Source organism: Microbulbifer sp. ABH2_005, from assembly GCF_056160005.1.
Genome location: NZ_JBSWWI010000001.1, coordinates 1034195 through 1049295 on the forward strand (window position 1 = coordinate 1034195; position 15101 = coordinate 1049295).

At 50.3% G+C, this 15101-nt stretch carries 10 protein-coding genes; 6 read left to right on the plus strand and 4 right to left on the minus strand.

The genetic code is table 11. The features are described from left to right. Window positions 1–76: 76 nt before the first annotated feature. A complete protein-coding gene (gene mltF, locus ACXAFI_RS04505) occupies window positions 77–1552 on the minus strand; it encodes a membrane-bound lytic murein transglycosylase MltF (protein ID WP_475107830.1) in 1476 nt (491 codons plus the stop codon). Between the two features lie 413 nt (window positions 1553–1965). Between mltF and purL the strand changes: the two genes are divergently transcribed. From purL to ACXAFI_RS04520, 3 genes are all read left to right on the plus strand, one after another. After that, a complete protein-coding gene (purL, locus tag ACXAFI_RS04510; RefSeq protein WP_475107831.1) occupies window positions 1966–5832 on the plus strand; it encodes a phosphoribosylformylglycinamidine synthase in 3867 nt (1288 codons plus the stop codon). 477 nt (window positions 5833–6309) lie between these two features. Next, window positions 6310–6633 carry a TfoX/Sxy family protein gene (locus ACXAFI_RS04515; RefSeq protein ID WP_152454453.1) on the plus strand — a complete coding sequence of 108 codons (324 nt, stop codon included), beginning with the start codon at window positions 6310–6312 and terminating at the stop codon, window positions 6631–6633. 341 nt (window positions 6634–6974) lie between these two features. Beyond that, window positions 6975–7856: an aldo/keto reductase gene (locus ACXAFI_RS04520; RefSeq protein ID WP_152454452.1), complete on the plus strand. Its 882-nt coding sequence runs from the start codon at window positions 6975–6977 to the stop codon at window positions 7854–7856. Window positions 7857–7914: 58 nt separating this feature from the next. Here the strand turns inward: ACXAFI_RS04520 and ACXAFI_RS04525 are convergent, their stop codons facing one another. The 3 genes from ACXAFI_RS04525 to ACXAFI_RS04535 all read right to left on the minus strand — a co-directional run bounded on the left by ACXAFI_RS04525 (window position 7915) and on the right by ACXAFI_RS04535 (window position 9958). After that, window positions 7915–8433 (minus strand): TrmH family RNA methyltransferase, encoded by a 519-nt coding sequence (locus tag ACXAFI_RS04525; protein ID WP_475107832.1) that lies wholly within the window; start codon window positions 8431–8433, stop codon window positions 7915–7917. 42 nt (window positions 8434–8475) lie between these two features. Then, on the minus strand, window positions 8476–9075 hold the full coding sequence (locus ACXAFI_RS04530; RefSeq protein WP_475107833.1) for an SLATT domain-containing protein: 600 nt from the start codon (window positions 9073–9075) through the stop codon (window positions 8476–8478). A 208-nt stretch (window positions 9076–9283) separates the two neighbouring features. Further along, a complete protein-coding gene (locus ACXAFI_RS04535; protein WP_475107834.1) occupies window positions 9284–9958 on the minus strand; it encodes an outer membrane beta-barrel protein in 675 nt (224 codons plus the stop codon). 403 nt (window positions 9959–10361) lie between these two features. On the opposite strand from ACXAFI_RS04535, the gene ACXAFI_RS04540 reads away from it, so the two are divergent. The 3 genes from ACXAFI_RS04540 to ACXAFI_RS04550 all read left to right on the plus strand — a co-directional run bounded on the left by ACXAFI_RS04540 (window position 10362) and on the right by ACXAFI_RS04550 (window position 15072). Beyond that, a complete protein-coding gene (locus ACXAFI_RS04540) occupies window positions 10362–11741 on the plus strand; it encodes an SLC13 family permease (RefSeq protein ID WP_475107835.1) in 1380 nt (459 codons plus the stop codon). A 159-nt stretch (window positions 11742–11900) separates the two neighbouring features. Beyond that, the gene (locus tag ACXAFI_RS04545; protein WP_475107836.1) at window positions 11901–14084 is read left to right on the plus strand and encodes a S9 family peptidase; all 2184 of its coding nucleotides are present in this window, start codon (window positions 11901–11903) and stop codon (window positions 14082–14084) included. Window positions 14085–14403: 319 nt separating this feature from the next. After that, window positions 14404–15072, plus strand: a complete 669-nt coding sequence (locus ACXAFI_RS04550) for a DNA-3-methyladenine glycosylase I (protein WP_475107837.1) — start codon at window positions 14404–14406, stop codon at window positions 15070–15072. The last annotated feature ends 29 nt before the right edge of the window (window positions 15073–15101 follow it).

Genomic DNA, 15101 nt, shown 5'->3' on the forward strand with positions numbered 1-15101 from the left:
GATGTTGCTAATGAATCGGTACTGCCAGCCTAGCTTCTAGCTTCAGCTGAGACAGCCTTAGGGCCTATAAAAAAACTTAGAGGGCGGGGGCAGCACTGCCCTCGGCTTCTACAGGGCTGTTCTCAACAAGGGCTCCGCCGTTTTCATCGTTGGCTGCCAGGCGCTGCTCTTCGATACGGCTGCTCCAGCTCAGCAGGGCCTGGTAGTGGCGAATATTTTGCACATAGGTGACTGGTTCCCAACCGCGCGCATAGCCGTGCTTGGTGGATTTGTAGTACTGGCGTTTGGCCAGTAGTGGCAGGTGGTCGCGCACATCGGGCCACAAATCCGGGTTGCCGCCCATGCGCTCTGTGAGTACGCGGGCGTCTTCCAGGTGGCCGTAGCCCACATTGTAGGCGGCCAGGGCCATCCAGGTTCTATCTGGTTCGCGGATACGCTCCGGCAGTTTGTTGCGGATCTGCACAATATAGCGAGCGCCGCCCTCAATACTCTCTTCGGGATTGAGCCGGTTTACACCTAGCTCCCTGGCGGTACCCAGGGTGAGCATCATCAGGCCGCGCACCCCGGTGCGTGAGCGAGCGCGGGGATTCCAGTGAGACTCCTGGTAGCTGAGTGCCGCCAGCAAATGCCAATCCAGCTCGTATTGGTCGGCCACTTTTTGCATAACCCCGCGCCACTTGGGCAGTCGTTCACGGCTGCGCTTGGCGAAAGCTTGGGCGCCCCCTGCATTCAGGTCGCTGACGTGGCCAAAGAATTCTTCTCGCAGTTGCGCAATCATGCCGTTGGTGTTGGCGCGCAACATAAACAGTCGCGCGCGCTGGTAAAGGCTATCGTCATCACTCTTGGGAAAAGCCCAGGAAACCGGTTGGAACTGGCTGAGATTAAAAGCCACTCCAGTTTTGGGGTAGAGTCCACGATGCACGGCGTAGGCGTTGGAGTCCACCACCGCATAGCTATATTGGCCCTGATGCACCATCTCCACCAATTCCATGGCGTCGACATCGGAAACCTCCTCCCAGCGCAAATTGGGATAGCGCTGGGAGAGTTTTTTTAATTCTTCGGCGTGAGCGCTGCCGGCGATAACCGCGATGGTTTCGCCTTCCAGATCACTGGTTTTACGCGGGCGTTTTTCCCCAAGCCGGTAAATGATCTGTTGGCGGACTTCAAAATAGGAGGGAGAGAAACGCACCTGTTCGCGGCGTTCCGGGGTGACGGTGAGGCCCGCGGCGGCGAAGTGAGCACCTTCTTCGGGGTCGCGCAGGCGCGCGAACATGTCGTCCAGGCTGTGCACATCGCGAATGACCAGCTTGACTCCCAGCTCTTCGGCAAAGGCGTGCAACATACCGTACTCAAAGCCGGTGGGATTGCCGGAGGCGTCTTCGTAATAGGTGGTGGGGCCGTTTTGCGAGAGGACAACCAGTTCGCCGGAAGCTTTAATTCGCTCCAGGGTATTCGGTGCCTTGCTGGCAACTAATAGAGAGGCACAGCAGGACAGGGCGATACCTTTGCATACGCGGCGGACATAGCGCAGCGCTCGGCTTCTCATCATCATAGGCTGTCCCCTCTAGCTCGTCCGTTGGTTTTATCGCTGTTATGCCTAAGGCCTGGTACGGGCACCTCCGCGAGGGCTTTTCTCGCCAATGCTGGCACAGTCCGCCAATTTTACATTATTTGACGACAATCTGCCCAATTTGGCTTTTGGGCACTGTGACACGGGCGCTTGAAATGCTGTTGAGACTTTTGTAGGAGATTTTTGGCGTCTAGTGAAATCAGCGAATTTACGATCAGTTTTGTTCGCCTTTTGAACATATTGATTGCTAATTAGTTCATGTGTACTCAAGTGATGGGTAGGTGTGTTGGAGTTGCGGCGCTTCGGGTACAATTGCGCCTCTCAAATTTCCGGGGCCTTGTGCGATCCTTCTTTCGCGCAATCTTTCTCATTTAGACAAGAGGCTATCTCCCGCAATGTTAGTTCTGCGTGGTGCTCCCGCACTGTCGAAATTCCGCCATAAAAAACTACTCAACCAACTGCGCGCGCTGCAACCGACTATCGACGATCTCTACGCCGAGTTCGTACATTTTGCCGACAGCGATGCATTGGATAACAAGGAGATGGCGCTGCTTGAGCGACTACTCCAGTACGGCCCCACCGAAGAGAAGCACCAACCGAAAGGTGAGCTAATCCTGGTGGTACCGCGCCCGGGCACTATTTCTCCCTGGTCTTCCAAGGCCACCGATATTGCCCACAACGCTGGTCTCACTCAGATACATCGGCTTGAGCGCGGTGTCGCCTACTATCTGAGTGGTGTCGAGTTGAGCGAAGCCGAGCGCGAGGCATTGGCCTCCCAGCTGCACGATCGCATGGTTGAGGTAGCCTTTGCCGAACTCGAACAGGCAGAGCAGTTATTCGTTGAAGAGGAGCCTCGCCCGCTGCGTGGTGTGGATATCCTCGAGGGTGGCCGTGAGGCACTGGAAGTTGCCAATGTGACGCTGGGCCTGGCCCTGGCCGAAGATGAAATTGATTACCTGCTCACCAGCTTCCAGGAATTGGATCGCAATCCCACCGACGTAGAGCTGATGATGTTCGCCCAGGCGAACTCTGAGCACTGTCGCCACAAGATCTTTAATGCCTCCTGGACGATTGATGGCGAAGAAATGCCGCACTCCCTGTTCGGCATGATCAAGAATACCTATCGCAAGGGTGGAGACAATGTACTGTCCGCCTATGCCGACAATGCTGCAGTTGTTGTGGGCAATGTGGCTGGGCGTTTTTACCCCGATCCAGAAAGCAAGGAATATGGCTTTAGCAACGAAGCTATCCATCTGCTGATGAAGGTGGAGACCCATAACCATCCCACGGCAATCGCTCCCTTCTCTGGTGCCGGTACTGGCGCCGGTGGCGAAATTCGCGATGAAGGTGCGGTTGGCCGCGGCTCCAAGCCGAAAGTGGGCCTGACTGGTTTTACTGTCTCTAACCTGCAAATCCCCGGTTGGGAACAGCCCTGGGAATCCAACTACGGCAAGCCTGAGCGTATCGTTACCGCCCTGGATATTATGATCGAGGGGCCTATCGGTGGTGCCGCATTTAATAACGAATTTGGCCGCCCAAATATTTGCGGTTACTTCCGTACCTTTGAAGAAAACTTCGATGGTGAGCGCCGCGGCTATCACAAGCCGATTATGCTGGCCGGCGGCTACGGCAATATTCGCGAAGAGCATGTCGAGAAGCCCGAGTTTTCTCCTGGCGCCAAGCTGATAGTGCTGGGCGGCCCGGCCATGCTGATTGGTCTCGGCGGTGGCGCGGCTTCCAGTATGGCCAGTGGTTCCAGTTCCGAAGATCTGGATTTCGCTTCTGTACAGCGCCAGAACCCGGAAATCGAGCGTCGCTGTCAGGAAGTCATCGATCAGTGCTGGCAGCTGGGCGAGAAAAACCCCATCGCCTTTATCCACGATGTGGGAGCGGGCGGTTTGTCCAACGCTTTCCCCGAACTGGTTAAAGACGGCGGCACCGGCGGTAACTTCGAGTTGCGCAATGTGCCCTGCGATGAGCCGGGCATGAGCCCGCTGGAAATCTGGTGTAACGAATCCCAGGAGCGCTACGTACTGGCAGTCATGCCGGAAGACCTGCAGCGTTTCGAGCAAATTTGTGAACGCGAGCGTGCGCCTTTCGCCGTTGTCGGTGAGGCCACCGAAGACAAGCACCTACTTCTGAACGACACCAAGTTCGAGTCCAAGCCTGTGGACTTGCCCATGTCTGTGCTGTTCGGCAAACCGCCGCGTATGCACCGCGAGGCGGAAACTCGCCAGGTTGAAACCGAGGCATTTTCCACTGCGGATATCGACTTGAATGAAGCTGCTGAGCGCGTACTGCGCCTGCCTACTGTGGCCAGCAAGAGCTTCCTGATTACCATCGGTGACCGCACTGTAACCGGCCAGGTATCCCGCGATCAGATGGTCGGTCCCTGGCAGGTGCCGGTGGCGGACTGCGCCGTGACAACGGTTGCCTATGACAGCTACGCCGGTGAGGCCATGTCCATGGGGGAGCGCACTCCGGTGGCCCTGCTGGATGCGCCGGCTTCCGGCCGTTTGGCGGTGGGCGAGGCAATTACCAATATCGCCTGTACCCCGGTGAAGCAACTCTCAGATATCAAACTCTCCGCCAACTGGATGTGTGCCGCGGGCCACCCGGGTGAAGAGGAAAAACTCTATCGCACTGTCGAGGCGGTAGGTATGGAGCTGTGCCCTGAGCTGGGGATTACCATCCCGGTGGGCAAGGACTCCATGTCTATGCGCACCGCCTGGGAGGAAGAGGGCGAGCAGAAGGCGGTTACCGCACCCCTGTCCTTGGTCATTTCCGCCTTTACCCCCGTCACCGATGTGCGCAAAACCGTTACCCCGCAATTGCGCACCGATAAAGGTGAGAGCGAGCTGCTGCTGATCGACCTGGGTGCCGGCAAAAACCGCCTCGGTGGTTCCTGCCTGGCGCAGGTCTATAACGCGCTGGGTGATAAGCCAGCCGACCTGGACGATGCCAAGAAACTGAAAGGTTTCTTCGAAGTGGTGCAGCAAGCGCTGAATGAAGACCTGATCATGGCCTACCACGACCGCGCCGATGGTGGTCTTTTCACTACTCTTGCGGAAATGGGCTTTGCCGGCCGTGTGGGTATGGATGTGGAAATCTACGAATTGGGTGATGACCCCATTGCCGCACTGTTTAGTGAAGAGCTGGGTGCGGTACTGCAGGTTCCCGCCTGTGAAGCGGATATGTTGGTACAGCGCTTTGCCGCTGTCGGTGTACCGGCGCATCAAATCGGCTATCTGAACAACAACGAACACCTGTGCATCACCAATAACGGTGTTGAAATTTTAAAGCGCTCCCGTGCTGAACTGCAGCAAATCTGGTCGGAAACCAGTTTCCGCATCCAGTCTCTGCGCGATAACGCCGAGTGTGCCGAACAGGAATTTGCCTCGATTGCCCAGGAAGATCCGGGCCTATCGGTGAATCTCACCTTCGATATCAATGAAGATATCAGTGCTCCCTATATCGCCAAAGGTATTCGCCCGAAAGTGGCTGTGCTGCGCGAGCAGGGTGTTAACAGCCAGGTGGAGATGGCGCACTCCTTCCATCGCGCCGGCTTTAACGCTGTCGACGTACATATGAGCGATATTCTTTCCGGTCGTGTGGCCTTGGATGAGTTCAAAGGCCTGGTGGGCTGTGGTGGCTTCTCTTACGGTGACGTACTCGGCGCCGGTGAGGGATGGGCCAAGACCATCCTGTTCAACGAACGTGCCCGCGATCAGTTTGAAGGCTTCTTCAACCGCAAAGACACCTTCGGTCTGGGGGTGTGTAACGGTTGCCAGATGTTCTCTGTGATTAAAGAGCTGATTCCCGGTGCCGACCACTGGCCGCGCTTTGTGCGCAACCTGTCCGAGCAGTATGAAGCGCGCTTTGCCCTGGTGGGTGTCGAGGATTCCCCTTCCGTACTGTTCAAAGGTATGGCGGGCACTTATATGCCGGTTGCGGTTGCCCACGGTGAAGGTCGTGTGGAATTTGCCGACCAGCAGGCACTGGAGAAATGCGAAGCTTCCGGCACCATCGCGATGCGCTACCTGAATAACAAAGGAGAAATTACCCAAACTTACCCGGCCAACCCCAACGGCTCGGTAAATGGTATTACCTCTCTGTGTTCCGAGGATGGTCGTGTCACTATTATGATGCCGCACCCTGAGCGTGTAGCCCGTGCGGTCAGCAATAGCTGGCACCCGGATGAGTGGAGCGAGGACTCCGGCTGGATGCGCCTGTTCCGCAACGCGCGAGTGTTTGTCGACTAATTTCACGTACTTCGGCACCCTGGCGTTCTGTCGGGGTGCCAATTATTTTTTTGATTGGCAAAGGGCTTTATGTGGCACAAAGATGCTGCCTGTCACGGTTGCCAATATCGCTTCTTAAACCGTCTTTGGTTCACCTCTTTCATCGACAGGTGTTTTACAGTGGCATCTTTGCCGTTAAAAACATCTTTAAGCGTTTATTGGCGCAGATATTTGACGTCATAATCCTTCTCAGAAAGCAGTATTGATATTTCCTGCTACACTTAAACGATTATTCGAAATAACTTTTCTCGCTATGGTGCAGTTATCTGTATCGATTACCAATATGTTATTTAGCCTTCATGCAGAGAGTTTGGCATGGACTGGCACTCACAAATCCCCTTCGATTGATCTTTCGCTTGTCGCGTTTCCACTGGCGCAGATCCCAGCAGTACCTGAAATTCTTTTCCCCACCTTGCAAAAGTGATTAAGGAGATTGTCATGGCGTACAACGAAACTTTGGCAGAAAAAGTGCGCAACTTGTTACAGGGAAGTCAGGGCCTTTCTGAAAAACAGATGTTTGGCGGCCTGGCATTTATGTTAAATGGCAATATGGCTTGCGGTGTGGTTGGTGAAGAGCTAATGGTGCGGGTAGGGCCGGATAATTACCAGGATGCCCTAGCGGAGCGCTATACCCGACCCATGGATTTCACCGGGCGTCCCCTGAAAGGTATGGTGTATGTGGAGGAGGATGCAGTGGAGCAGGACCTTGATGAGTGGGTAAATCGGGGAGTGGAATTCGCCGGGTCGCTACCGCCTAAATAGCACAAAACTCAAAGACTCGAGAAAAAATAATGGCTGGGATTCTCTACATTTTTAGCGAAAGTATGCTCAGCTTTTACTGCAGGGTCGGAAATAAGGAATACTTTGCTCTTGAGATGCGCTGTATATAAATCTCTGTATGCTCTTAATCGATGCCTACATCTCATCGGATTTCGGGTGCAATGTATTCTTTTCTTAAGAATTTTTTGTGATATCCAATCTGATTAAAAATATTCTTCGTGACTAAACCTGTATCACCTACATTCAACGCCGGGTGGTACTAGAGCAGAAGCCACTGTTCATTACTGAGATTGACAGTTGCGGTATATGGCAAAGGATCGATTATGTACTTTATCGAATTAAATAATGGCGTGGAGATTCCCCAGATCGGAATGGGGATGGCTGCGATAGGAAGTTGGCAGCAGGACAATGGATATGTCACAGAAGTTCTCCTAAAAGCTATGGCCATTGGCTACCGGCACTTCGACACCGCCTCTGTCTATGGCAATGAACGGGCTCTGGGTCGGGCGATCAAAGAGTCGGGTATCCCAAGGGAAGAGCTGTTTATTACCAGCAAGGTTTGGGATACCGAGCAGGGTGGCAAGAAAACTCACGATGCCTTTGCGCGAAGTTTGGAGCGTTTGAAGCTGGAGTACCTGGATCTTTATTTAATCCAGTGGCCTGTTCCCGCTTACACGAGAGAAACCTGGGAGGCGATGGAGGCGCTCCATCAACAGAAGAAAGTTCGAGCCTTAGGGGTATCTAACTTCCGCAAATCAGATATTGAGCAAATAGCGTCTTTTGCCGAAATTCGCCCGGTAATTAATCAAATAGAGTTACATCCATATTTTACCCAGCAGCCACTGGTGGACTACTGTCAATTCCATAAAATTGCAATTAGTTGCTGGTCCCCTCTGGGCACAGGGGCTTGGTCTGGGGTGCCTTTGGCTGAGAAGCCAATTGTGGACCCGGTGATTACTGAGATCGCTGAAAAGTATTCGGCTACGCCGGCACAAGTTATCTTAAAGTGGAATGTTCAGCAGCACCGTATTGTTGTACCTAAGTCGGAGTCTTTAGAGCATATAAGAACTAACTTCTTATTAAGCGACTTTAATCTTAGCAACACGGATATCCAGTTGATTAATAACTTAAACTGTAATAACCGGCTTGGTGGTGATCCGGATTATGCACACAAGAAAAATATAACGTTAAAAGTGCCTGATTGATTTATGTTAACTAAACTTTTCGCCTGTCTGTTTGCATAGTCTCTGCTGACCCTACAATTCATCCCGCCTGGTCTGAGCCAATTTTCTTGGTGATCTCATAAGTGGCAATGGCGCAGGCGGAGACAACATTCATCGATGAGTTAACCCCCTGCATAGCAATATGTACAGTTGCATCGGCGACCTTTAGCAGTTCTGGGGGAATTCCATCTTTCTCTGATCCCAGAACCAAGCAGACTTTATCGCCCTCAACGATCGGAACCTGGCTTAGCTCAACGCTGTTAGATGTGATCTCCAGGCAGATTATTCGGTATCCCTCCCTCTTCAAATTCAGGACGGCATCCAGGGCATCACCCTCGTATTGGTAGGGAACATGCTGCTCTGTTGAGCGGGATACCTTACGGATCTTGGAGTTAGGCGGTAACAGGCTGGTTCCGGCCAGGTAAATTTTCTCTATGCCTAAAGCATCGGCTATGCGAAAGAGCCCACCGATATTACTAGGGGTGCGAATATCGGTGGTTAGATAGCAAAGGGAAAAGTTGTGTTTACTTGGAGAGTGATCGCTGTGTTCTTTCTGCATGGTTACCACTGCTGAAATGACGACTAATTTTTTAAGTGGCTCTTAATTATTTTCTATTGGTGATGCCTGTGAGTCTATTTTAGCTTCCTCGAGAGAAGTATTGTGCAAATTCCGCATACGCTCCACTAAAGAGGGCTCCTTGCTGGATTTTTGGCTTTGTATCTGCATGGCCTGACGGTAGACCTTGTCGGAGACAATAAATTCTTCAGCTCGCTGATTGATTTCACTGTAGCGGGTATTCAGCTCGGAGATTTTATTGGATAGGTGCTCCAAGTCGAGAATGCGATCGAAGTAGAGGGCGATCAGCCGCTCACACTCTCTGGCAATGGCCAGATATTCATTGCCTACCTGGCGGTGCCCTTCATAGTTCTTCTTGAAATTGAAGAAAGTTTGTACACCCCCCAGTAAAGCGGCCAATAGTGCGAGAGCGGCGCCGCTCCACTTGGTCCAGTCGGGGAGTTCAGCATTGATCAGGGAAAAGAACAGAGAGCCGAGAAATAGGTTCACCACTACGATTGGCACACCGCAGAGTACGTGCAGATTGCGCCCTTTCATAGAGGCACGGAAGTGGCTGTGCTTACACAGATGGGCATTCCAGCGCAGTTTGTCCAGTACCGCCACGGTATTCGGTATTGTACTCATGAATCCCTTCCGCCCCTTTAGTGTTATTTTTGAGGGCGATAGTTTGCCGGATAAAAATGAGATGTACAGGGCGGAGCAGGGGAGATTGTGCTTGGGGTGATTAATTTGCAGGCGGAGGTTTCAGAAGGTCTTGTGCCGGCGGTTAGTGAGTACCCGCCGCACAAGGTTCAAGCTTAAGGGCTTTAATGAGAAGCTGGACAAGTATCCACTAGAAACTATAAGTCACGCCGACTGAAGACAGGTTGGCCTTCTCGTCTTGAATCTCGTAGATGGTGTGCTCCAGGTTGATACCCCAGTCACCGGTCGTCCAGTTTACTTCAGCACCATAGTATGGGTTGCTGCCGCTGTTCTTGTTACTGCTCCAGCTGTAAGACCTATCGAAGGACTCCGCATCCAAGAGTTCTCGATCTAGGCTATACCAGTTGCGGTTACCGGAATGCTCAGCCCGACCGCTGTCATTTGCACACCATTGGTGGACGCCAAAACGAATGCCGGCATTCAGGTTCTGTTGGATTTGCGTGGAAAGGGCTAATCCCAGGTTATAGGATTTGTATTTGGTTTCTTGCTTACTCTGGTAATCGTAGTTTTCTACAAGGATTTCATCATCGCTATAGTACCATTCGAGGCCGCGAACGCTCCGTTCATGCTCTTTGCGGATGTCACCGAGGTTCGCCATGCCACCTTCGAAGGCAATATAGTCGTTCACTCGATAACCAAAAGTAAACGCGTAGCCGGTTGAGTTGAGATCCTCTTTTACCGCAGTGGAGTCTTCGCTATCAAAGTGCATATAGCCCAGTGAGGCTTTTAGGTAAAAGGGCTTTTCTTCTGCGTAAACGCTGGTACTTACTAATGCGACTAGGGCGGTGAGAGCAATTTGCTTCAAGGGGTACCTCAATTCAATCAGGCGACATGCACTTGGGTAATACCGGGTGCTATGTGTCGTAAAGTCGGGATTGGCGCGTATTGTACATATGTGCCAATTGAGCGGGAAGAAGGTTTCTCTCTCAATGTGAGTGGATTCGCGTACCTCTACTCTATAAAAGAAGGTTTAATCTTTTGGCGACAGTCGCTACATTACTTAACGATGCTTACTAAGCCTGCTCGAGTAAAAACACCCCTTCCGCACTGACTATTTTTTTCAGGTCAAGGCTGCGAAAGCCTTCCGATTTCTTGTATTTTGTGCAGCTCCCAGATGCTGAGTGGTACCTCTGCCAATCAAATTTGCCTGGGGAATAAATCAATAAGAATGTTAACCCTTCTGGTTAGGGGGGAGATTGGGGGCTGGTATGTCGATTGCACGGCAACAATTTATCGTTTTGGGGCCATTACTGGCCGTAGCGTTTTACATTTTTCTGACCCTGGCTGGGATGCAGTATCTTCCTGCAGTGACTGCAGCAATCACTCTGCTTACTGTGACCTGGTGGGTAACGGAGGCGCTCCCTATTCCCGCTACCTCCCTGGTACCAATTGTGCTTCTACCCCTATTTGGAGTTGCGGATCACAAGACCGTTGCGGCGTCCCTGGGCAGCCATGTAATTCTGCTTTTGATGGGCGCTTTTATCCTGTCGAAAGCTCTGGAAAAGAGCGGTGCACACGAACGCCTGGCCCTGTATATGTTGCGTATATTTGGGGTATCCAATGGTAGGCGTTTAGTGCTCGGTTTTATGCTGGCCGCTGGCTTCCTCAGCATGTGGATTTCCAATACCGCCACAACCCTGATGATGTTACCTATTGCCTTGGCAATTCTTTCTCGAATAGATAATCAGCGTCTCACCGTGGCCCTGGTGCTGGGAATTGCTTATGGCGCAAGCCTTGGAGGGGTGGGAACGCCTCTAGGGACACCGCCCAATGTCATTTTTATGGGGATATATGAAGAAGTAACCGGCCGGGAGTTTAGCTTTCTAGGCTGGATGAAGATTGGGGTACCGGTTGCCCTGGTGACATTGCCGATCATGGCCCTCTGGCTTACCCGCAATGTTCACTTGCAGAATAAGATTGAACCGCCGCAAGTGGGTGACTGGCGGGCAGAGGAGAAGCGCACTTTGCTGGTGTTCGCCATTGCTATTTTCTTTTGGGTAACCCGAAATGCACCATTTGGTGGTTGGAGCGATTGGTTTGGTATAGGAGCTGCGGGGGACAGTACGGTAGCTATTGCCGCAGTGGTGGCAATGTTCCTGGTACCCAATGGCAAGGGGGGACGTTTGCTGGACTGGCAGACAGCGGAAACCATACCCTGGGGCATGTTGTTGTTATTTGCAGGTGGTATTGCCCTGGCCAAGGGGTTTTCCACTTCCGGCTTGAGCGATATGCTCGGCAATGGATTGTCCTTCCTTACCGCTATGCCACTCTGGTTGATGTTGGTGACTTTATGCCTGGGGGTCACCTTTCTTACAGAGATTACCAGCAATACAGCCACTGCGACTCTACTCATGCCTATCCTCGCTGTAGCGGCGACCTCTGCGGGTTTTGAGCCTATGGTATTGATGATCCCCGCCGCCATGAGCGCTAGCTGTGCCTTTATGTTGCCCGTTGCCACGGCTCCGAATGCCATTGCTTACGGGACTGGTAAAGTGCGCATGCAGGATATGGTGCGAGAGGGGGCGGTACTCAGTGTGACGGCATCGTTGATTATTGCGGGTATGAGCTGGTTGATATTACCGGGTTAGTTTTTTGCTCGTGCTAAATAATGGGCTTGTATAGTTGTTAGAGTATCTATTTCATGATTAGGCTTTGGAGTTCAAGCGTTAGTTGGGTCCCTGATGATCAAATTTCGATACATAGAAATGTTAATGGATAAAAGAAAAATAGATAGGAGTTAGAGTTCGATGAATAAAAAAACAGCAACAGTATTGCTCGTCCTTAGTTTGACTGGGTGTGGCGAACCGAAAAATAACCAAACAACAGAGGAAAAAACCTTGTTTAGCGAGCAAGCCTCTGCTCCTGTGGCTAAAAAGGTGCCCCATAAGATGGTTATACATGGCCATGAACGTATCGATAATTACTACTGGATGCGAGATGATGAACGTAAGGCGCCAGATGTTATTGCTCATCTGGAAGCAGAAAATGCCTACACTGACTCGGTAATGCAGCATACGAAAGAGTTACAGGAATTACTCTTTGAGGAAATGACTGAGCGCCTGGAGAAAGATAAGTCGACGGTTCCTGTTTATTATAATGGCTACTGGTATTACAGCCGTTACTTGCCGGAAAAAGAGTATGCGATTCATGCACGGCGTAAAGGCACCCAGAAAGCTCTTGAAGAGGTTATGCTAGATGTAAATGCGCTGGCCGAAGGTAGTGGCTACTTTAGTGTAGGGCGCTTAGCAGTTTCCCCTAGCAATCGGTTGTTAGCATACCCTGAAGATAGTGTTGGACGTCGTGTTTACACTATTCGCTTCAAAGATTTAAAAACCGGTGAGATGCTACCCGATAGGTTGGAAAATGCCTCACCTGTTGCCGTTTGGGCAAATGATAATCAGACTGTCTTTTATATTAATAAAGACCATCAGACTCTGCTCGGCTATCAAGTAATGCGGCATAGATTGGGCACGCCACAGAGTGAAGATGTTGTCGTTTATGAAGAGGCAGATAAGGCTTTTTATACCTGGATTTCCAAATCACGTGACGGGGAATTAGTGCGAATTCACCACAGCTCTACTACTAGTAGTGGCGAATCCATTCTAGATGCCAATTCCCCGCTGGCTGAATTTACCCCCTTACATCCTCGCGAAGAAGACCATGAATACTCATCACTAAAGTTGGGGGGTGATTTTTATATCCTCACTAACTGGATGGCTGAAAACTTTCGTCTGATGAAAGCTACTGCTGAAGATGCAGCAGATAAGTCTAAGTGGCAGGAAGTTATACCGCATAACAGTGAGGTTTTATTGGAAGATTTCACCTTGTTTGACCATCACCTGGCAGTAATAGAGCGAAAAGCTGGTCAAACAGGTCTTCGAATTATCAATTTAGAGAATAATGAGGACCTTCTGGTAGGTTTTAATGATCCAGTATATAGATTAGGCTTGAGTGAAAATCCAAATTTGGATTCTGAGAGTGTTAGAGTCTCCTATTCTAGCTTGACGACACCAAATAGTATTTATGAAGCCAAACTGGATAGCGGCGATCTGGAGTTGCTTAAGCAGGACAAAGTTCCGGGTGATTTTGATTCTGAAAACTATCAGAGCGAAGGAATTCTGGTAACAGCACGTGATGGTGTTAAAGTGCCAGTATCTTTAGTATATCGCAAAGATAAATTCAAAAAAGATGGCACTAATCCATTGCTGCAGTATGCCTATGGCTCCTATGGCAGTACTGTTGATCCCTGGTTCCGTTCCTCAGTAGTGTCCTTGCTTGATCGTGGTTTCGTGTTTGCTATTGCCCATATCCGTGGCGGTCAAAAATTGGGACGTGCCTGGTATGAAGATGGAAAGATGTTCAACAAAAAGAATACTTTTACTGATTTTATCGACGTTACCAAGGCCTTGGGCAAATTAAAATACGGTGCTACTGACAAGATCTTTGCTTCTGGTGGCAGTGCAGGGGGCTTGTTGATGGGCGCTGTAGTCAATATGGAGCCTGATTTGTATCGGGGCATCACTGCTGCGGTGCCTTTTGTTGATGTGGTCACCACCATGCTGGATGAGTCAATTCCTCTGACCGTTAATGAATATGATGAATGGGGAAATCCTAATAATAAGGATAGTTATGAATATATGCTCTCATACTCACCTTATGATCAGGTGAAAGCTCAGAACTACCCTAATATGCTGGTTACTACAGGTTTACACGACTCCCAAGTGCAGTATTTTGAGCCTATGAAGTGGGTTGCGAAACTGCGCGAATTAAAGACCGATAAAAACCAGCTACTATTCAATGTCAACATGGAAGCAGGTCATGGAGGCTCTTCAGGGCGTTTTCGTCGCTATAAAGAGACTGCCTTGCAGTATGCGTTTTACCTCGATTTGCTTGGGCATAATAATATAGAGAGTGACAAAAAGGTTAAGTAATGTGGTTAACCAATATATATGGTGTGCTGATTTAACAGTTTAATGTTAATTTAATTTTGAATGGCTAATTATTCCTAACCTTCATCTAAGTGCGCAGCAAATAAAGGGAAGCAAGCTTCCCTTTATTTGCTAGTGTAATTGAATCGTTTTTCCTGTGTCACCTTCCACAGTATTAACTTCAAGTATCTTTTGAATTTTACTCTCCTTTAGGGGGCTGAGTGCCTATCCTTATCTTTAGTTTTTTGCTAAAACATAATATGCTTTAAGTTTCGGTTTATAGACTTAGCGTAGAGAAATAATTGACTGAAAGGCGTGAGTTATGCGTGAGTTCGCTGCCATTGAAGCACCTGTAATTGATCGATTTGGAGGGTGGGATAGCCTTCAATCGAAGCTGGTAAGGCCTAAACCTACGCAGTCCTTGAAAGAGATACCTGATAGCCAATGGTTATCGTCAGCATCTCGAGCCGTATTTCAAGCTGGATTCAGCTGGAAAGTGGTGGAGAAAAAATGGCCTGGTATTGAGCAGATTTTTTATGGTTTCGACCTGCCCTTTTGCCGATATCTCTCTGAGGAAGCTCTGGATGATTTGATGCGCCAGGAAGGCATGATTAAGCACTGGACCAAAACTCGCTCAATCCCGCGGAACGCTGACTTCTTCTGGCATTTATCCAATGAAAATGGCAGTTTGGGGGAGTATTTTGCGGGCTGGAATACGGGAAACTATGTAGAGAATCTGCAGTATTTACGTAAGGGCGGTGATCGACTTGGAGGCAAAACGGCTCAGGTTTTTCTACGTCGTATGGGGGTGGATACACTAGTTTTCGCCAGCGATACTATCCGTGCTCTAGTAAGAGAGGGGGTGGTAGATAAGTCTCCCTCTTCAAAAAAAGATTGGGCCGCACTGCAAGCCGCCATTGAAACCTGGCAAGGGCAGTCGAACCGCAGCTTAAATGAGATCAGCCAGATATTATCTTTATCTGTTGGCTAGCCGGTTAGGTCAAGTAGATGGAGCCGATT